The organism is Cronobacter turicensis, from assembly GCF_041222865.1.
In the GTDB taxonomy this organism is placed as follows: domain Bacteria; phylum Pseudomonadota; class Gammaproteobacteria; order Enterobacterales; family Enterobacteriaceae; genus Cronobacter; species Cronobacter turicensis.
In genome coordinates this window covers 1,604,125-1,622,177 of the sequence record NZ_CP165997.1, presented here as the reverse complement: position 1 = coordinate 1,622,177, position 18,053 = coordinate 1,604,125, and the positions used below count along the sequence as shown (strand labels likewise).

Sequence of the window (18,053 nt, the reverse complement as noted above, 5' to 3'; positions counted from 1 at the left end):
CCTTTTAATAGCCGATCCCGCCGTCGACGCGCACCACCTGGCCCGTCACGTAGCTTGCCGCGTCTGAGCCGAGCCATACCAGCGTGTCGGCCACTTCGTCCGCCCGTCCGGTACGGCGCAGGGCGCTCTGCGCCAGCTTGCTGTCCACCACGTCGCTTGCAAGGTTTTCGGTCATCGGCGTGGCGATAACGCCTGGCGCCACCGCGTTCACGCGAATGCCCTGCGGCGCCAGCTCAATGGAAAGCGTTTTGGTCGCCGCCACCATCGCGGCTTTCGAGGCCGCGTAGGCGAGCTGACCGCTGTTGCCGTCGAGGCCGGAAATACTCGCGATGTTAATGATGCTGCCGCGTTTATTGCGCAGCATCAGGCGGGTGAGATACTGGGTGAACACCATCTGTGAAAAGAAGTTGATGGCGAAGGTCTTGTGCAGCTGCTCCATGGTGACCATCGGGAACAGCGCGTCGAGCGTCACGCCCGCCACGTTCACCAGGATATCCACCGGCACTTTCGCTTTCTGAATCGCCATCGCGGCCTGCTTGATGGACGCATCGTCCAGCAGATCAAAGCAAACCGGCGTGATGGTCACGCCGTATTGCGAAGCGAGTTCAGCGATTTGCGCGCTGAACGCCGCGTCTTCCTGCTGAACGCAGGCGAAGATATTCGCCCCGTGGCGCGCGTAAGCGACCATCGTGGCGTTGCCGATCCCCTGCAGACAGCCGGTAATTACCGCATTTTTTCCTGCGAGCAGCATGCTGACCTCCGTCATATCAGGCGATTTCTACGTCGTATTTTTGCAGGATCTCTTTACCTTTCTGCCACGAGGAGAAATCGATGATGTCTTCGGTATCCATCATGATGTCGAAGGTTTCTTCCAGTGCGGCGATCATGGTCATGTGGCCGACGGAATCCCAGGACGGGGTGTCCTGATATTTGTAATCCGCGAGCACCTCTTCCGGCACTTCAAACGTTTCCATAAAAATGGTGTTGTACTTCGCTAAGTTAGTCATGGTCATACTCCAGATAAAAAATGTTCTGTCGCGGCGCTTATTTAAACACCTTGCCCTGGGTGTTCTGGCGCATCGCCCTGGCCGGGTTGCCCAGTACGATCGTGGCGTCCGCCACGTCGCTGAATACCGCAGAGCCCATGCCGACGATGGCGTCATCGCCGATGCGGGTCTGCTCTTTTACGCAACTGTTCATACCGATAAACACGCGCTCGCCCACTTCACAGTGTCCCGCGAGCGCCACCAGGCTTGAGACGACGCTGTACGCGCCGATAGCGCAGTCATGGCCGACGCAGGCGCGCGGCTGGATCAGCACGTTTTCGCCGATCGTCACGCCGCAGGAGATCAGCGCGCCGTCGCAGAGGATCGCGCCGGGGCGGATCTCGCTTTGCGACGGAACATCGACATTCGGGTGAATGAGCGTCGCGAGTGGCGCGACGCCTGAGAGCTTCTGCGCCAGGCGCTGACGCAGCGCGGGTTCGCCGATAGCGATAGCCACTTCGCACTCTGCCGGGCGCGCGTCGAAACGCACCACCGACGCGCCGTAGACCTCCTGCGCGTCGGTCACATCGTCAATAAAGAAAATCTCGCTCCAGCGCGACGTGCACTGGTTAATGGCGCGCGCCAGCATCAGCACCTCGCGCCCTAACCCGCCTGCGCCGTAAATGCCAAGCTTCATGCCACTTTCTCCGCAAGCCCCAGCGCGGCCTGCGCGCGGATGGCATCCACCACGCGGCGCTGATCGTCTTCGGTCAGATCCGGGAAAATCGGCAGACACAGGATGCGCTCGGCGATACCGGTGGCGATCGGCAGGTGCTGCGGCTGCGCCGACGGCAGATGGCGGTACATGGAGAACGCGCTGATCAGCGGGTAGAAATAGCGGCGCGAATAAATGTTTTCGGCTTTCAGCGCTTCATAGAGCGCGTCGCGGCTTACCGGGAACTCCTCGTTCACGCGGATCGGGAAGTAAGAGTGGTTCCACTCCACGTCATCCGGCGCGCTGAAGGTTTCGATGCCAGGGATATCGGCCAGCCATTCGCAGTAGCGGTCGTGGATAGCCGCGCGATTCGCCAGCGCTTTATCGATATGCCCAAGCTGCACCAGGCCAAAGGCCGCCTGCACTTCGTTCATTTTGGCGTTGATACCCGGCGCGACCACGGTCGTTTCCCCGGCGAAGCCGAAGTTTTTCAGGTAGTCGATGCGCTGTTTCATGCGCGCGTCCGGGCAGATGATCGCCCCGCCCTCAAAGGTGTTGAAAACTTTGGTGGCATGGAAGCTCAGGATCGACAGATCGCCGCAGTTCAGGATGCTCTGGTGGTTTTTCTTTACGCCGAACGCATGCGCGGCGTCATAGATAACCTTCAGACCCCAGGCGTCGGCGATGGACTGAATTTTGTCGACATCGCACGGCAGGCCGTAGCAGTGGACCGGCAGGATAGCCGAGGTCGCTGGCGTTATCAGCTGTTCGATTTTGTTCGGATCGATGTTGCAGGTGACCGGATCGATATCGGCGAAAACCGGCGTCAGGCCATTCCACAGCAGCGAATGCGAGGTGGCGACGAACGAATACGGGGTGGTGATCACTTCGCCCGTAATGCGCAGCGCCTGAAGCGCGGTCAGCAAGGCCAGCGTGCCGTTGGAAAACAGGCAGAGGTGTTCCACGCCGAGATACTCAGCGAGCCGGGTTTCCAGCTCCTGATGAAACGGGCCGCCGTTGGTCAGGTATTTGTTTTCCCAGATCTGCTCAAGATACGGGATAAACTCTTCCAGCGGCGGAAGCAGCGGGCTGGTGACAAAAAGATTTTGCATAGTACACCTCGGTGTTTTACACCAAACGTTTCCGGCCCCGGCCGGTATGGGTGATGCCGTCGCGACGCGTTATTCCTCGACGAAGAACGAACGCGGCGCCTCTCCGGTACAGTAAATTTTCCACGCTTCGCGCAGCCCTTTTTCAAAGGTGTCGGCCACCCGGAACCCGTCGGCGTTATCGGTCGGGATGCGGCTGCGCATAGAGAGGCGAATCGCGTTCAGTTCCTCAAAGCGGCCCTGCCAGGAGAGCGCTTTTTCGACGTAGTCCGCTTTATCGTTCGCCACGAATTCCGGCAATCCATAGCCGTTCATAATGTCCACGCCCTGACGCCCCGCCATCGTTTCGCCGCAGAGCGTGAGCGTAGGAACGCCCATCCACGCGCCGTGGTTGGTGGTGGTGCCGCCGGTATACGGGAAGGCGTCGAGCAAAATATCGATGTGATGGTGGTATTCGAGATACTCGATAAGCCCGGTACGCGTTCTGAAAATGAGCTGTTCCGGGCGCGCGCCGAAATGCGTCAGGCGGCGCGTCATCATCGCTATCATCTCGTCATCGGCCATAAAGCCCATCAGCAGCTTCGCGCTCGGTTCGCGCACCAGGATCTGCGCCCAGAGCTCAAGCACGTCATCGTTGACTTTTTTCGGGCGGTTGAAGCTCGCGAACGTCAGATGGCCGTTACGCAGCGCCGGCAGCGAGTTAACGTCCGGGCTTTGCGGATGCGGCTCGAAAATTTTGCGCATCGGCACCCAGAGGATCTGTTCGGTAAACTGCTCGGTCATGCCCGGCGGGCTTGCCAGCGTCGAGGAGAGCAGGCGGTAATCCATCGCCGGCACGCCGGTGGTGCCGGGGTAGCCAATCCAGGTCATTTGCAGCGGCGCCGGACGCAGCGCGAACATCGGCAGTCGCGTCCAGGTGGTATGCCCGGAGAGATCGATAAGAATGTCCACGCCATCGTCGTTGATCTGGCGCGCCAGCTCGCGATCGCTTAACTGATACGCGTCGCGCCACAGTACGGCGCCCGCGCGCAGATGATCCGTCACCTCGTCATGCATCGGCGCGGCGTTATAGCCCACCAGCTCAAACTGCGTGCGGTCAAACGACGCCCAGAACGGCAGCAGAAAGTTGCTGACCGGATGCGTGCGCAGATCGCCTGAAACAAACCCGACGCGCAGTTTGCGGTTCGGATCTTTCACATTATTGAGCGGCAGATCGAGCGCGCAACGTACGGCGTGGGCGGTGACGCGCTCGCCATATTCGCGGTGCTTCGCCAGCAGCTCCTGTGCGCTGACGCGATTGTCATGGGTCAGTACAAACAGCAGGCTGGTGAAGCAGTCGAAATCCTGCGGCGCTATCTCAAGGGATTTTTCCAGGAAGTAACGCGCTTCGTCGAGCTTCTGGTTATCGCTCAGCACCACGCCCATCATCGCCAGATAGCGCGGGTTACGCGGCTGGAAGCGAAACGCCTCGCGGGCGCATTTTTCCGCAAGCGTCATATCGCCGCGCGCGTGATAAAGCGTACCGAGCGAGTTCCAGAACCCGGCGTTTTTCTCATCGAGACGCAGCAGGCCGCGCACCACTTTACGGGCGTTGAAGTGATCGAGCGTTTTTTGCAGCGCCGTCGCCAGATCGTAATAGATGTCGAGGCTGGAAAAGTAATGGCCCATCAGGCGGCAGAGCGCCTCCAGCGCCTCGTCCCACGCGCCGGTCAGCACGCAGGTGCGCGAGTAGCAGCGCAGGACATGCATATTCTGCGGATCCTGCGCCAGCAACTCGCGGGTATACTCGCGCGCTTCTTTCGCCATTCCTTTGCCAATCAGCCGGTTCGCCTCTTCATAGACGGCATCCATTTTGACGCTGTCGGTCTGGCTGTCGGCGTCCATATTGGTTTCGCTTTGCAGCAGGCCGCCGCGCCGCTCGCTGACGCTTAACAGCAGCAGCGTATTCAGGCACTGTTTCAGCCAGGCCACTTTGCCGGTGCGCAGAAACGGCTGAATGGCGTTTTTCCAGGCCAGCGGCGAGCCGTTCAGCACGCCGCGAATGCGCAGCGCGGTAAAACTCGCCCACGCCTCGTCATCGGTCGCGCACATGCCATCGCGCAGCCAGCGCCAGTGCGCGGGCGCGACGGTAACCGCCTCGCCCCACAAGTTCAGCACGCGGGTCTCTTCGTCGGTCTCAGGTAGCGGCGCAACCGGTGCCAGAATGTCGTTTTCCGCGAGATTATAGGGCCCCGGCGCCGCACTCCAGTGCAGCCCGTCGAGGTTATTGAGAAACAGATCGCGCAGCGATTCCAGCACCAGCTTGCGGGTGTCGTCGCCCGGACGCTCCGGCAGGCGGCAGTTAAAGACCAGCTGGTCGACGCTCAGGCTCATCGGCCAGGCGCCCGCCAGCAGGTCGAGAATTTGCAGCGTTACCGGGTTTTCTGTACGCACCGGCACGCCGGACTGTGAAATATGGCCGCTGACCACTTGCCCGTTAATTGTGAAAACGCGGGTGAAGTTGCCGGCCCAGTGCAGCGACTCAAGGACAGCCAGATCCGGCACGAACGACGGCTCTGCCGCGCCTGTGGCGCACAGCAGGGTGAAACGCTCGCGGCGGTTGACCGCGAAGTCGAGATACTGGCGCGCGCTGTGGCGATCGCTCTGCCCCGCGATCATGGCATGGAGCTGCTGCTGGCGTTCGCCCCAGGACGCGGCAAGCTCGGTCTGCGGGAGCGCATCGCCGATGCACGCCAGATCCAGCGCCTGCATTTCGCGGGCGAAATCGGTGTAGTCGCTCGCCGCCGCGTCGCTGGCCGGATAGCGCTGCATCAGCGATGCATCGTCCAGCGCTTCCGCCTCCAGCACCTGGGTTTTCAGCGCGCCGTCCGGCAGCGTCATCGCCAGATACCCGAGCATGGCGCGCGCCGAGGCGAGCTTTTCATTGTGAGTTGCGGCACGCTGGCAGTGAAACGCGAGCGCGTCGCGAAGGGTGGCGTCGTCGCGGTTCTCCGCAAGCGCCGCGTGATACGCAATAATCCCCTGCGCGGAGAGATGCTGACGGCACCAGCGCAGCAGGATGTCGCGCGTGTCTGCGTCGGTGCGCGAAAAGAGGCCGTGAATGATGATGTAGTCGAATTCGCCCGGCGATACCGCCAGCAGATCGCCAAGCCCTGCGGCGAACAGTTCGATATTGTTAAGGCCGCTTGCCTGGATCTGTCGCTGCCCTTCGCCGATACGCGCCTCATCAAGGTCGATACCGAGCGCGATACTGTTCGGCCAGGCGCGGGCGTGCGCGATCAGCGCCTCGCCTGCCCCACAGCCAATCTCCAGCACCCGCGCGAACGCAGGCGACGCCGCCGCCACATGGTTAAGCGCGGCGCTGGCGTGCAGGGCGACAGGGCTAATGCGGTGTTCCGGGTAGAGCGTCTTCACATCATTCATCCGTTTTATAAAGTCCAGAGCTTATGCGGCGAGGTATTTCGCCATCAGGCTGGTTTTGTAATCGTTATAAGTGCCAATACCCTCTTTGGAGGTGGTCACTACCCAGCTGAAGGCGTCCGCCGTGTGGTTAATACTGATAAGACGCGCGGCCTCTTCGCGGCGGATCCGCATCTGCTCTACCGCAGGCAGCGTGTCGAGCGCAAAGGAGAGCGCCACCTGATCGAGGAACCATTCGTTGTTTTCCGCCGCCAGGTTGCGGTCGATAAACCGGGCCACGATATCCAGATAGCGGCAATTCGCCTCTGTCGGCCGGGCATAGATAAAGCCGCCCAGCACGCGCTCCCAGAGCGGGGCCCCGTTGCTGCAGGTAAGGATAAGGTCGGCGTCGTCAAGGCCCGCATGCACGTCGGCCCACGGCTGGCGTACCAGGCAGTCGGCGTCCAGCAAAATAACCGGCGCGTCGAACTGCTCCAGCGCATGGCGCAGAAAGACAAAACGGCGCGAGGCGAAATGCACGTTAATCCCGCGCACCGGCGTGATGATTTCGCTGCTAAGAGAAAGGTTCAGCCCAGGGAACGCCGCCTGCATCTCATGCACGCGGGCTTCGCAGCGCGCGTCGCAGTTATAGATGTGCAGATGCACATCCAGCGCCGTGCCGTTTGTTTCATAGACCGAGGCCACCAGCGCCTGGGCGTGATTGAAGAAATATTTCGGATCGCAGGAGACCAGCACGGTGGTATTGCCGGTCGCCGCTTTCGGGATGTGCCAGGTATAACGGCTGTAGTCCGGCAGCGGCAGCGGTTCGGTCAACGGGCGAAAATCGATAAAGGAATCCGGGCAGCCGCCGAGCTTATAAATGCCGCAGACGATCATCAGCAGCACCAGCGACTCTTCTTCTATTAAGGCAGAATCCGCCGTCAGCGCCTGAATCACGACCTGCGCCTGGTTGTAGTCTTCTTCCATCAGGCAAATGAGCAGCAGAATTTTCAAAACCGGCGCGCTGGTACTGAGGTTTGACAGGTGGTTGGAAATTAAAAACACCGCGCCGTCGATTTCGCCCACGCGAAACAGCAGCTGAATGGCGACCACCACAAAATTGACCGAATCGTCACGCTGAAGCGCTTCGACGACATGCGCCGTCACCTGCTCGCTGAAACCGTCTACCGCGGCCACCTGATGGCCCTGCTTTTTGCTGTCGAAAGCCTGGTTGGCAAGCGTCGCCGCGCACAGCAGATGCTTAATCGCCAGCGCTTTTTCTTCATCAAGATCGGGTGGGGTTGGCGCCGCCATGATGGCAGGCTCCATCGCCGCGTAATCGGTGCTCCAGAAGTGCAGCACTTCCGCCACAAGGTGGGACGGCATCACATCCGCTTCAGGGAGATAAATATTGCGGGTGAAGATGTCACGATAGTACTGGTGCATTGCACGACACTGGGCAAACTGATTCATCGGTTTTAACTCATCATTAATTGCAACGCGCGACGGCGTTTTGCCAGTCAACCCGGCCATATCTGTCGCAACCTGGAGATTATTCCCGTTCGCGGCACGCAAAGAGGAAGCTTTCCTGAAAGGGTAACATCGGGCGCGCAGGCATAATGGAGGGAAAAACCCTGCGAATAGCGGCTTATTTTGGAGATTGCATTTAAGGAGAAGGCCGATAACTAACAGGCAAAAAAAAGGTTGCTGTTTCCAGCAACCTTTTTGAAAGCTTGAGCGTCTATTAACGCAGCAGGGACAGCATGGACTGCGGAACCTGGTTTGCCTGAGACAGTACAGAAGTACCAGCCTGTTGCAGGATCTGAGCGCGAGACATGTTAGAAACTTCGGTCGCGTAGTCAGCGTCCTGAATACGGGACTGTGCCGCAGACAGGTTGTTGATAGAGTTGTTCAGGTTGTTGATGGTAGATTCAAAACGGTTCTGAATCGCACCCATGTTAGAACGCGCGGTATCGATCTTAGCGATAGCAGCATCAGCAGCAGAAATCACAGCCTGAGCGGTGGAGTTGTCTGCGATAGAGGTGCTCAGGCTAGAGTCCAGAGTACCAGAAGTCGCGTTGATCAGGGCGTTGCTGTCGATGGAGATGGTATCGTTAGAAGAAGTACCAGCGCCAACCTGAATTTTCAGAGCGGTGCTTACAGAACCGTCCAGCAGTTTTTTGCCGTTGAAGTTAGCACCACCAGCGATACGGTCGATTTCAGACAGACGCTGAGTGATTTCCGTGTTGATGGAAGTCAGGTCGGTAGAACCGTTGGTGTCGTTCGCAGCCTGAACAGCCAGCTCACGGATACGCTGTAAGTTGGTGTTGATTTCGTTCAGGTTACCTTCAGCGGTCTGAACCAGGGAGATGCCGTCGTTTGCGTTACGAGCAGCCTGGGTCATACCTTTAACCTGAGAGGTCATACGGTTAGCAATCGCCTGGCCAGCAGCGTCGTCTTTCGCGCTGTTGATACGCAGACCAGAGGACAGACGCTCGATAGCAGTGCCCAGAGCAGACTGAGATTTGTTCAGGTTGGTCTGAGTGGTCAGGGACAAAAGGTTAGTATTGATAACTGACATAATTTAATTCCTTCAAAAATTGGGTTTAGGTTCGGTGCCTAACACTCACGGCGTCTCTCACCGTCAACAAGGTTATCGACGCTTCTTAAAAAGACTTTAGAAACAAACTCAAAAAATTTACATGTTATTGTTTATTAAAGGTTTATTTTATTTAATGTCTTTTTATAAGTCTCGGAACTAAGATTTTTCTTATGTATTGTATAAATAAATTCTGGCTGCATTTTCCCTTTTATTAATGCGCCATTGCTCTTTTTTGCAGACTTTTTTCCAGACATATAAAGAAGGGGAATATTTCGCTTAAGGCAGGCTATCGGTTCAATAGCCTGCGTCTGCGTCATCTATTCCTGGGATCATTTTTTTGCCGCCGGGAGTAAACTTTTGCTTTGCGTCGCCGATAAGAGACTGAAACGACCATCGACTTCAAGGAAATCACGCATGGCTACAATCAGTAATCTCGGGGTAGGCTCGAATCTTGGGCTTGCCGATCTGTATGACAAGCTGGAAGCGGCAGAACAAACCAAACTGACGGTTATCACGAAACAGCAGAGTGCTTATAACACGCAGCTGAGCGCCTACAGTAAGCTGCAAAGCTCGCTGCAGAGCCTGCAAACCGCGACAGCGACCCTTGGTAAAACCGCAACATGGAACTCCACGTCGGTCAGCAGCACCAATACCGCGTTTGCCGCGACCACCACCAGTGATGCGATGACCGGTGACTACACCGTTAACGTGAAACAGATGGCGAAAGCCCAGGTGCTGACCTCCGGCTCTATCGCCAGCAGCACCACGCAGCTGGGGGCCACAACGGGCACCACCCGTACCGTCACCATCAGCCAGCCGGGCACCTCAAAACCGCTGACCGTTTCTCTGGCTGATGGCGATACGTCGCTGAACGGCATTGCGAAAGCTATCAACAAAGCGGGCGGTAATGTCTCTGCGAGCGTGATTAAGGCCTCTGACGGCGATTTCCGCCTGATGCTGACCTCCAAAACCACCGGCACCACCAATGACATGACCGTAACGGTCACCGGCGACGATACCCTGCAGGGCATTATCGGCTTCGATTCCAGCACTAAAACCGGCGCGCTCTCCATCCAGACGGCCTCTCAGAACGCCAAAGTGGTGGTGAACGATATCGAGATCGAGCGTTCCACCAACGTCATTTCCGATGCCCTGCCGGGCACCACCCTGACGCTGAAAGCGCAGAGCACCGCTAACGAAACGCTCTCTGTGACCCGCGCGACCGACGCCAACAAAAAGGCGGTCACCGACTGGGTTACCGCGTACAACTCGCTGCAGTCCACCATCGCTTCTGTGACCAAATACGTCAAAGTTGATAAGGGCGACACCCAGTCCTCCAGCAACGGCGCGCTGATTGGCGACAGTAACGTACGTTCTATCCAGTCTCAGCTGCGCAGTACGCTGACGCAGGTGCAGAGCGGCAGCGTCGCTATTCTGGCGCAGCTCGGCGTGACGCAGGATCCGGTTCTGGCCGCTGATGGCGCCGCCGGCGTACTGAAAATTGACGATGCGAAGCTGACCAAAGCGCTGAACGAAAACCCGGACGCCGTTCAGGCGTACTTTGTGGGTGACGGTAAAACCACCGGTTTGGCTACGCAGATGAATAACACCCTGACCTCAATGCTCAGCACCACGACGGGCAAAGAAGGGGTGATTCAGAACGCGAAAGACAGTATTAACGACACGCTGAAATCGCTGGATAAACGCTATACCTCGATGGAAGCTTCAATCGAAGCCACCATGGCGCGTTATAAGGCGCAGTTTAGCAACCTGGACTCCCTGGTGAGCAAACTGAACAGCACCTCAACGTACCTGACTAAACAGTTCTCCTCTTCAAGCAGTTAAGGAACGGATATGTACAATAGCTCTGGTGTTCAGGCCTACCAGCAGGTGGGCCTGGAAAGTGCGGTAATGAGCGCAAGTCCACACCAGCTGGTCGTAATGTTGTTTGACGGGGCACTCAGTGCCCTTGTCCGCGCGCGTCTGTTTATTGAACAGGGCGACACGCAGGCGAAAGGTCAGGCCCTGACCAAAGCCATCAACATTATTGATAACGGACTTAAGGCCGGCCTGAATATGGATATTGGCGGTGATTTACCCCAAAACCTGGCCTCGCTTTATGAATATATGGTGCGACGTTTACTGCATGCGAACCTGCGTAACGATGTTGATGCCATCAATGAAGTCGAAACCCTGATGACCAATATTGCTGACGCCTGGAAGCAGATTGGTCCCGGCAACACTCTCGCGCAGGAAACCTATTGATGAATGATTTCATCTCATCCCTAAATAACTGGCAGGCGCTTTACGCGCTTAGTAATACCATGCTCAGCCTGGCGAATTCAGGACAGTGGGATGAGCTGATTGAACAGGAAGTAAAATACGTCACCCTGGTCGAGGCGATTGCCCGTAACCCGATTGAGCCGGACAACAGCGTGTTTCATGAGAAAGCGCGTGACCTGCTGACGAAGGTGCTGGCCAACGAAGCCGAGCTAAGAATTAAACTTCAGGCGCGCATGGAAGATTTGCGCGTTTTAATAGAGCAGAACGGCAATCAGAAATCCCTGGTGACAGCCTACGGTAATCTTTCCGGCAACGTATTGATGCCAAACGATCTGAATCAATAATTTCCTGTCATCCAGGGCCGTGGCGTTAAAACCACGGCCCTGCGCTTTTCTCCCGTCCGGGAACGTAAAAATTGTAGTGTGATGTGTGAAGCGGGTGTCTGGCCTGAGGGTGGGTGTTTCGCCTGAGGGTGGGTGCGCTTACGCTTACCCACCCTACAAAAATACTCCAGCCCGCAGGGCGGGTAAGCGCAGGCGCACTCGCCACCCGGCGCCCATAAAAAAGCCCGGCACGCATATACGCGCCAGGCGCATTTTCACTGCCAACACACGGTTACGGCAGCGGCGTGTCCAGCGGATTTTTGGCGAGGAAATCCGCGCACTCGGCCGTCGGACGGTCCACGCGCACAAGCGTCATCCCCGCGTACTCCAGCGTGTCGCCTTCGCGCGCGAGCTTATAAACCTCCAGCTTCCTGGTCACGTTATAAAGCGCATCGCCGCGCCGCATCAGCTTGCCGGGCAGCGCTATCACCCGCTGCCACTGACGGCAATCAAGCGTATCGCCGTCGGCCGTCACCACCAGGCTCGCCATCGCTTCCGGGCTCACCAGCTCGCTCTGCGGCCCTTTCGACTGCCAGTACCCCGCAAGCCCCGCCGGCGGCGGCGTTTTCACCACGTCGTTATAATTCTCCACCTGAACGCATCCGCTCAGTCCCAGCATCATCAATCCCAGTGCGATTTTTTTCATCGTTTGTCCTGCCCGTGAAGAAAAAAAGATTGTGGCATTAAAGCGTTAACGCTTCCACCCCAACGCCGCGCCGCAGGAATTGATCCAGATTCACTTTTGCCGAATTTTTGCTGTGCGAAAGCCGCCAGCGGCGTAATATGCGGGCTTCTTTTGGCGCCCGCGCGGCGCCTTTTAGTTCCGTCTGAGTTCAGAGGCTAAAATTCATGTCATGGCACGACTTTAAACAGCAATACCTCATTCGTTTCTGGGCCCCGCTGCCCGCCGTAATCGCCGCAGGCATCCTCTCCACTTACTATTTCGGGATAACCGGCACCTTCTGGGCCGTCACCGGCGAATTCACCCGCTGGGGCGGACAGCTCTTACAGCTCTTTGGCGTTCACGCCGAAACCTGGGGCTACTATAAGCTGATTCATCTGGAAGGCACCCCGCTCACCCGCATCGACGGGATGATGATCATCGGGATGTTTGGCGGCTGCTTTGCAGCGGCGCTGTGGGCGAACAATGTGAAGCTACGTATGCCGCAGCACCGCATCCGCATTATCCAGGCGGTGGCGGGCGGCATTATCGCGGGCTTCGGCGCGCGTCTGGCGATGGGCTGTAACCTGGCGGCGTTCTTTACCGGCATTCCGCAATTCTCCCTGCACGCGTGGTTTTTCGCGCTGGCGACGGCCATCGGCTCGTGGTTCGGCGCGCGCTTTACCCTGCTGCCGCTGTTTCGTATTCCGGTGAAAATGCAGAAAGTGAGCGCCGCCGCGCCGCTGACGCAAAAGCCGGACCAGGCAAAGCGCCGCTTTCGCATCGGGATGCTGGTGTTCGCGGGGATGGTAGGCTGGGCGCTGCTCACCGCAATGAACGCGCCGAAACTGGGTCTGGCGATGCTGTTTGGCGTCGGTTTCGGCCTGCTTATCGAACGCGCCCAGATCTGCTTTACCTCGGCGTTTCGCGATATGTGGATAACCGGCCGCACCCATATGGCCAAAGCGATTATTTTCGGTATGGCGGTCAGCGCCATCGGTATTTTCAGCTATGTGCAACTGGGCGCCGAGCCGAAAATCATGTGGGCCGGCCCGAATGCGGTGCTGGGCGGGCTGCTGTTCGGCTTCGGTATTGTGCTGGCGGGCGGCTGTGAAACCGGCTGGATGTATCGCGCCGTGGAAGGTCAGGTGCACTACTGGTGGGTGGGGCTTGGCAACGTGATAGGCTCGACCGTGCTGGCCTATTTCTGGGACGACCTCGCGCCGTCGCTTGCCACTAACTGGGATAAAATCAACCTGCTGAATACGTTCGGCCCGCTTGGCGGGCTGCTGGTGACGTATCTGCTGCTCTTTGCCGCGCTGATGCTGGTCATTGCGCAGGAGAAACGCTTTTTCCGCCGTCAGAAACCTGCTACCACCGTTGCTGCTGTTAAGGAGGGCGCATGAACGCCATTACCCCTGATTATCGCCTGGATATGTCCGGCGAGCCCTGCCCTTACCCGGCTGTCGCCACGCTTGAAGCGCTGCCGCAGCTGAAAAAAGGCGAAATACTGGAAGTGATCAGCGACTGCCCGCAGTCTATCAATAACATTCCTTTAGACGCCCGCAACCACGGCTATACGGTGCTGGATATCCAGCAGGATGGCCCGACCATCCGTTATCTCATCCAGAAATAACCCTCTGCGCCCTCCCCGCCGGGAGGGCGCGCGGTTCCTGCCCTATACTTCGGTAAAGCCTGTTAACCGGAGCCTGCTATGTGCGGCAGATTTGCCCAGACATTAAGCCGTGAAGCATACCTTACGGCGCTTGATGAGACGAGCGAGCGTGATATCGCTTTCGATCCAGAGCCGCTGGCGCGCTATAACGTAGCGCCCGGCACGCGCGTGCTGCTGCTGAACCAGCGCGACGATCTGTTGCATCTCGACCCTGTCCACTGGGGCTATGCGCCGCAGTGGTGGCATAAAACCCCGCTGATTAACGCGCGAGTGGAAACCGCCGCCGCCAGCCGGATGTTTAAGCCGCTGTGGCAACACGGGCGCGCCATCGTTTTCGCCGACGGGTGGTATGAGTGGAAACGCGAGGGCGATAAAAAGCAGCCTTATTTCATTCACCGCGCCGATGGCCAGCCGCTGTTTTTCGCCGCGATCGGCAAAGCGCCGTTTGAGCATGGCGACGTTCGGGAAGGTTTTGTGATTGTCACCGCAGCGGCGGATAAAGGGCTTATCGACATCCACGACCGCCGCCCCGTGGCGCTGACGGCGGAGGCCGCGCTCGCCTGGCTGAGCCCGGAGACCTCAGACGCCCGGGCCGAAACGCTCGCGCACGACGGCGCTCTCGGCCCGGACGCGTTTCTCTGGCACCCGGTGGATCGCGCGGTCGGGAATATCAGAAACCAGAGCCCTGACCTGCTCGCACCCATTAATGACCCCGTAGTGTGACGCTTTTATTAGATAATCCGCCGCGTTACGGGCATGATGTTAAGGAAGAACTTAATCAGGGAACAGAGACGATGCGCAAGACGACGATTATTTTAGTGGTAGTGGCGGCCGTGGTCTGGGGCGCCGATTATATGGGCTGGCTGTAAATCCTGATAATGTGGCCCGTCGCGACGGGCCGCAGGGGAAATAATGGTCAGCGCGCCACCGCCAGCCAGACGGTTCGACCGCCGCTTGCAGCGTCATTAGGGCGAAACGTGAGAACGTCAAACTCGTGCGCATTCAGCAATTGCGTATATTCTTGCGGCGATAAACTCGCGTGATATAAAGGCGCCCCCAAAAACTCCCCCACCGCTTCGCCATTTTCCGGCCCGCTGTTGAAAAGTATTTTTGCGCCCGGCTTCGCGTGCTGCTGAAAAATGGCAAACATGGCGCGCTGATCCTCTCGGGTGAGATGAAAAAAACTGTCCCAGGCAATCAGCGCATCAAAACGCGCGTTAAGCGACAACGTTCTCATATCGCCGGTTAACCAGCGGTGGCGCGGCAGTCGCTCCCGACAAAGCGCAATTAGCGCAGGCGTAACGTCAACGCCGGTGATGTCAAACCCTTTGCTGTCGATGTACGTGCCAATCGGGCTCCCCGACCCACAGCCGATATCAAGCACCTGGCCGCCCGCCTCAACCCCTTCCAGTACGACATCGAGCCACGGCTGCTCAACAAACCGCGCCTGTCTTATCTCGTCCCACTGCAGGGCATGGTGACGGTAAAAATGGGCGACGGACTTTGAGGAAGGATGGTTCATGTGGCGTATCCTGAGTCAAATTGAAAAAGAGAGTATACGCGCCGTGGCGAGCGCCAGAAGCCGCGGATTCCAGGTGGGTTACAGCAAGCGCATCGTAGGTTACGCGGCCATGAATGGCGTTCAGTCTTGTTACCTTATTGCGTATACCAGGCAGCTCACGATGACGGTTTTTAGCAGGTTGACAACCCTGTACGCATCGGTGAGGATCAATATAAATTAATGCACGGAAAGCAGATGCAGCAAATAATGAATGTTTTATTAAGCTTATTACCCCTGATTGTGATTTGTATTCTGCTCAGGCTGTTCCTTCGCAATCTGCGCAACCCAAAGCCTGCCTTATCAGATAGCAACGAAATGAAACAGATATCATATAATCCTTCGCTATTTGGCTGGGGCCTGACGAAAGAACGCTATTTTTTTGACAAGCACTCTTTATACAGAATCAAGGGAGATAATACGGAAGAAATTAATCTTTCTGACATCGTCAGTGTTAAACCAGGCTATACCACGGTCAATAACCGCCGTAACTGGGTGGTGATTTATAATAATAATGGCATGAAAAAAGAAGCGCGCTTTTTTCATAACATCACGCTGCTAAATCACAACTTCGCACAATTCCTTGTTGCGGTAAAACAAGCCAACCCTGAAGCGGACGTTAAAGAAATATCGCTTTTTAACGTCTGAAGCCAGAATCATGGGCGCTTCTCTGATGCGGTGCTATGCCATCCCTGCTCTCCATGCTCGCTCCAGCCTCACGCCCCATTCTGATGACCTCGCCTGGCGTGATGCCGCTGATGTTTGCGAAAGGTGCAAGCGACAGTACCCAGCCTGCAACAGGCACGGGCGTGTTCGGCGGCATGATAAGCGGGACGCTGCTGGCGGTGTTTTTCGCTACCTGCTTTTATGTTGTTATTACGCGCGCCGTTGAATATCGCCAGCGAAAGCGGGATTAAAAACGCGCTATGTAATGGCGTGCTTATTACGGCGGTTCGATTTACTGAAGCGCCGTAGTTCATGTACCGAATTATGCCCGGCAAAGTGACTGCAACAAACTGATATTAGGCGGTATTGTATCCACTCAATAAGTTATCCCTTATGTTTTCCTTTCGGGTAGCAAATCTTATCATCCCTGTGTGTTCTGTAGCCTATAAATGCGCCGCCATTAGCATCGACATAATAGTTGATCGGAGAGGAGAAAAACGCACCTTCCCAATCCAGGTCTGCGGGAGAACCAACATTGGTGCTAACTTCCCAACATGTCCCTCCGTCCATAACAATAACCCTGGCCTGACAGAATTTGTCATCCCATCCGTTTTCTATTAATTTAACCGCGTTATCTCTGGCTATTCTTATTGCCTCTTTTTCTGTGATCATTTTTGCATACCTTAGTAAACATTATACATTACCCCTCCGACAACCACCGGACCCAGAAGTATACCAGCTGTCTCATGCCATAATGCGGCATAAGTGATTTGATAATGATTGGTTAAAGGGAACTTAAGACTTTCTATTATATATCTTGAAGACACGCCATTAGCGCGAAGTTTTGCTACCGTTTCCGCTAATGCTTCTTCGAGATATCTTAGCAAGTAAGACTTCGTATAAGCGCTGTGGCGCATAAATGTCCTGAACTCACGGAGGAAAAAGAATTTCGCAGCAATGAACTGATGAACCCGTTCATGATATATTGCCTCCAGAACATGGTGAGCAGCTTCTTTTGAGGACTTTTGTGTTCTGTCATACATTCTCCCAATGGTTATGTCTCCACCCGGAGAAGTACTACCCAATCCTGCCGGCAGCCTGTCAGTAAATCTGATTTTCGGACGATACCGCCAGCCTCCGTCAGAATTCACTGGCAGATGCATACGTGCCGAAACCGCCTTGCCATAACGTGGCATAATCGTACCCCTATGAGGGGTTTTAAAGGTATCAGCTGGTTTTTTCTTTAATAAAATAGCCAGAACGGTATTTACCCCGATCAACGTTATAGCATCTGCCAGATCTTGTGCCGCCTCATCAAGCTCGGCTTCATTGTGAGCATTGTTTGTCTTTAGGGCAAAATCATACAATTTTTTTCCAGCCTCCACCGCTACACCACCTGGCGCAACCCACCCCACAATTAAAAGAATAACATCAGCAATTTCACCAATACCGAAGAAATGCGCGCCTGCCCAGATAACTACAATTGCAGCCATCGTTGCCAGGGCTTCTGGCGTGATTACAGCAAGAAGGTGTTGTCCCACATCAGCAGGCAGCAGTACTGCAGCTTTTCTGATTACAACGTCAAGTCTTGACGATAAGTTAAGGCGAATGACTTCCATTTTATATCCTCCATGAAATACCTTTATAGAAATGCATTATATAAGAACGAAAGCATCGAAAACTTTAAATTACTGGAATACAAAACACCAGCACCTTTCATAATTATAAATTTATGCATTTAAAAACAATAACATCGAAATATTCACTTCATAAAGGACTTAGCAGATATAAAAACCACCATGAATATATATTTAACCCATTAACTTTAGAATTAATAATTTAACTCAACTCATTTCTTCAACGAATAACAGATTGTGACACGGTGAATAACGATCCTTCATTCCCGTCATTCGGTCTTAAATGAGATAATCAAGGAAACATGCCTGCTTGCGCGCCTGGGGTCTGATTTTACTTTAAGGGGGGAATCCGTATGCAGGAATAGCGTTATTGAAAACA

General features: G+C 55.9%; 20 protein-coding genes and 1 pseudogene. 9 read left to right on the top strand and 12 right to left on the bottom strand.

The genetic code is table 11. The features are described from left to right. Window positions 1-4 precede the first annotated feature (4 nt). The 8 genes from AB8W27_RS07765 to AB8W27_RS07730 form a co-directional block, all read right to left on the bottom strand. Window positions 5-751 (bottom strand): SDR family NAD(P)-dependent oxidoreductase, encoded by a 747-nt coding sequence (locus tag AB8W27_RS07765; RefSeq protein ID WP_041923698.1) that lies wholly within the window; start codon window positions 749-751, stop codon window positions 5-7. A gap of 16 nt (window positions 752-767) precedes the next feature. Then, window positions 768-1,007 carry a hypothetical protein gene (locus AB8W27_RS07760; protein ID WP_015741689.1) on the bottom strand — a complete coding sequence of 80 codons (240 nt, stop codon included), beginning with the start codon at window positions 1,005-1,007 and terminating at the stop codon, window positions 768-770. A 37-nt stretch (window positions 1,008-1,044) separates the two neighbouring features. Then, on the bottom strand, window positions 1,045-1,683 hold the full coding sequence (locus AB8W27_RS07755; RefSeq protein WP_015741690.1) for an acetyltransferase: 639 nt from the start codon (window positions 1,681-1,683) through the stop codon (window positions 1,045-1,047). After that, entirely contained in the window at window positions 1,680-2,813 is a 1,134-nt protein-coding gene (locus AB8W27_RS07750) for a DegT/DnrJ/EryC1/StrS aminotransferase family protein (RefSeq protein WP_015741691.1), read from the bottom strand. The genes AB8W27_RS07755 and AB8W27_RS07750 overlap by 4 nt, the downstream gene beginning before the upstream one ends. 69 nt (window positions 2,814-2,882) lie before the next feature. Beyond that, a complete protein-coding gene (locus tag AB8W27_RS07745; protein WP_041923699.1) occupies window positions 2,883-6,233 on the bottom strand; it encodes a methyltransferase in 3,351 nt (1,116 codons plus the stop codon). A gap of 21 nt (window positions 6,234-6,254) precedes the next feature. Further along, the gene (locus tag AB8W27_RS07740; protein ID WP_041924182.1) at window positions 6,255-7,742 is read right to left on the bottom strand and encodes a hypothetical protein; all 1,488 of its coding nucleotides are present in this window, start codon (window positions 7,740-7,742) and stop codon (window positions 6,255-6,257) included. Between the two features lie 211 nt (window positions 7,743-7,953). Further along, the gene (locus tag AB8W27_RS07735; RefSeq protein WP_007769644.1) at window positions 7,954-8,790 is read right to left on the bottom strand and encodes a flagellin; all 837 of its coding nucleotides are present in this window, start codon (window positions 8,788-8,790) and stop codon (window positions 7,954-7,956) included. A gap of 134 nt (window positions 8,791-8,924) precedes the next feature. Next, on the bottom strand, window positions 8,925-9,128 hold the full coding sequence (locus tag AB8W27_RS07730) for a hypothetical protein (protein WP_015741694.1): 204 nt from the start codon (window positions 9,126-9,128) through the stop codon (window positions 8,925-8,927). Between the two features lie 97 nt (window positions 9,129-9,225). On the opposite strand from AB8W27_RS07730, the gene fliD reads away from it, so the two are divergent. From fliD to fliT, 3 genes are read left to right on the top strand one after another with little or no spacing between them, the layout of a single operon-like run. After that, window positions 9,226-10,656: a flagellar filament capping protein FliD gene (gene fliD / locus AB8W27_RS07725; protein WP_041923700.1), complete on the top strand. Its 1,431-nt coding sequence runs from the start codon at window positions 9,226-9,228 to the stop codon at window positions 10,654-10,656. 9 nt (window positions 10,657-10,665) lie between these two features. After that, window positions 10,666-11,076 carry a flagellar export chaperone FliS gene (gene fliS / locus AB8W27_RS07720; protein WP_015741696.1) on the top strand — a complete coding sequence of 137 codons (411 nt, stop codon included), beginning with the start codon at window positions 10,666-10,668 and terminating at the stop codon, window positions 11,074-11,076. Beyond that, a complete protein-coding gene (gene fliT, locus AB8W27_RS07715; RefSeq protein ID WP_015741697.1) occupies window positions 11,076-11,438 on the top strand; it encodes a flagella biosynthesis regulatory protein FliT in 363 nt (120 codons plus the stop codon). Before fliS ends, fliT begins: the two co-directional genes overlap by 1 nt. A gap of 271 nt (window positions 11,439-11,709) precedes the next feature. On the opposite strand, the gene yedD is transcribed toward fliT, so the two are convergent. Next, on the bottom strand, window positions 11,710-12,123 hold the full coding sequence (yedD, locus tag AB8W27_RS07710; RefSeq protein ID WP_015741698.1) for a lipoprotein YedD: 414 nt from the start codon (window positions 12,121-12,123) through the stop codon (window positions 11,710-11,712). 203 nt (window positions 12,124-12,326) lie between these two features. Here yedD and yedE point away from each other — a divergent pair, with 203 nt between their 5' ends. The 4 genes from yedE (at window position 12,327) to AB8W27_RS07690 (ending at window position 14,682) form a co-directional block, all read left to right on the top strand. Next, window positions 12,327-13,544 (top strand): selenium metabolism membrane protein YedE/FdhT, encoded by a 1,218-nt coding sequence (yedE, locus tag AB8W27_RS07705; RefSeq protein ID WP_007769631.1) that lies wholly within the window; start codon window positions 12,327-12,329, stop codon window positions 13,542-13,544. Next, window positions 13,541-13,774: a sulfurtransferase-like selenium metabolism protein YedF gene (gene yedF, locus AB8W27_RS07700; RefSeq protein WP_004386794.1), complete on the top strand. Its 234-nt coding sequence runs from the start codon at window positions 13,541-13,543 to the stop codon at window positions 13,772-13,774. The genes yedE and yedF overlap by 4 nt, the downstream gene beginning before the upstream one ends. A 78-nt stretch (window positions 13,775-13,852) precedes the next feature. Then, on the top strand, window positions 13,853-14,536 hold the full coding sequence (locus tag AB8W27_RS07695) for an SOS response-associated peptidase (RefSeq protein WP_015741699.1): 684 nt from the start codon (window positions 13,853-13,855) through the stop codon (window positions 14,534-14,536). Continuing rightward, window positions 14,533-14,682 carry a hypothetical protein gene (locus AB8W27_RS07690; protein WP_015741700.1) on the top strand — a complete coding sequence of 50 codons (150 nt, stop codon included), beginning with the start codon at window positions 14,533-14,535 and terminating at the stop codon, window positions 14,680-14,682. The genes AB8W27_RS07695 and AB8W27_RS07690 overlap by 4 nt, the downstream gene beginning before the upstream one ends. Window positions 14,683-14,729: 47 nt before the next feature. On the opposite strand, the gene AB8W27_RS07685 is transcribed toward AB8W27_RS07690, so the two are convergent. Beyond that, window positions 14,730-15,335 carry a class I SAM-dependent methyltransferase gene (locus AB8W27_RS07685; RefSeq protein ID WP_015741701.1) on the bottom strand — a complete coding sequence of 202 codons (606 nt, stop codon included), beginning with the start codon at window positions 15,333-15,335 and terminating at the stop codon, window positions 14,730-14,732. A gap of 234 nt (window positions 15,336-15,569) precedes the next feature. Here AB8W27_RS07685 and AB8W27_RS07680 point away from each other — a divergent pair, with 234 nt between their 5' ends. Further along, window positions 15,570-16,019 carry a hypothetical protein gene (locus tag AB8W27_RS07680; RefSeq protein ID WP_041923701.1) on the top strand — a complete coding sequence of 150 codons (450 nt, stop codon included), beginning with the start codon at window positions 15,570-15,572 and terminating at the stop codon, window positions 16,017-16,019. Between the two features lie 71 nt (window positions 16,020-16,090). Further along, a pseudogene (locus AB8W27_RS07675) lies at window positions 16,091-16,288 on the top strand (efflux RND transporter permease subunit); the annotation flags it as partial. 133 nt (window positions 16,289-16,421) lie between these two features. Here the strand turns inward: AB8W27_RS07675 and AB8W27_RS07670 are convergent. Together AB8W27_RS07670 and AB8W27_RS07665 are read right to left on the bottom strand one after the other, a co-directional pair. Then, window positions 16,422-16,709 carry a hypothetical protein gene (locus AB8W27_RS07670; RefSeq protein WP_015741705.1) on the bottom strand — a complete coding sequence of 96 codons (288 nt, stop codon included), beginning with the start codon at window positions 16,707-16,709 and terminating at the stop codon, window positions 16,422-16,424. A gap of 11 nt (window positions 16,710-16,720) precedes the next feature. After that, on the bottom strand, window positions 16,721-17,656 hold the full coding sequence (locus AB8W27_RS07665; protein ID WP_015741706.1) for a hypothetical protein: 936 nt from the start codon (window positions 17,654-17,656) through the stop codon (window positions 16,721-16,723). Window positions 17,657-18,053: the final 397 nt, after the last annotated feature.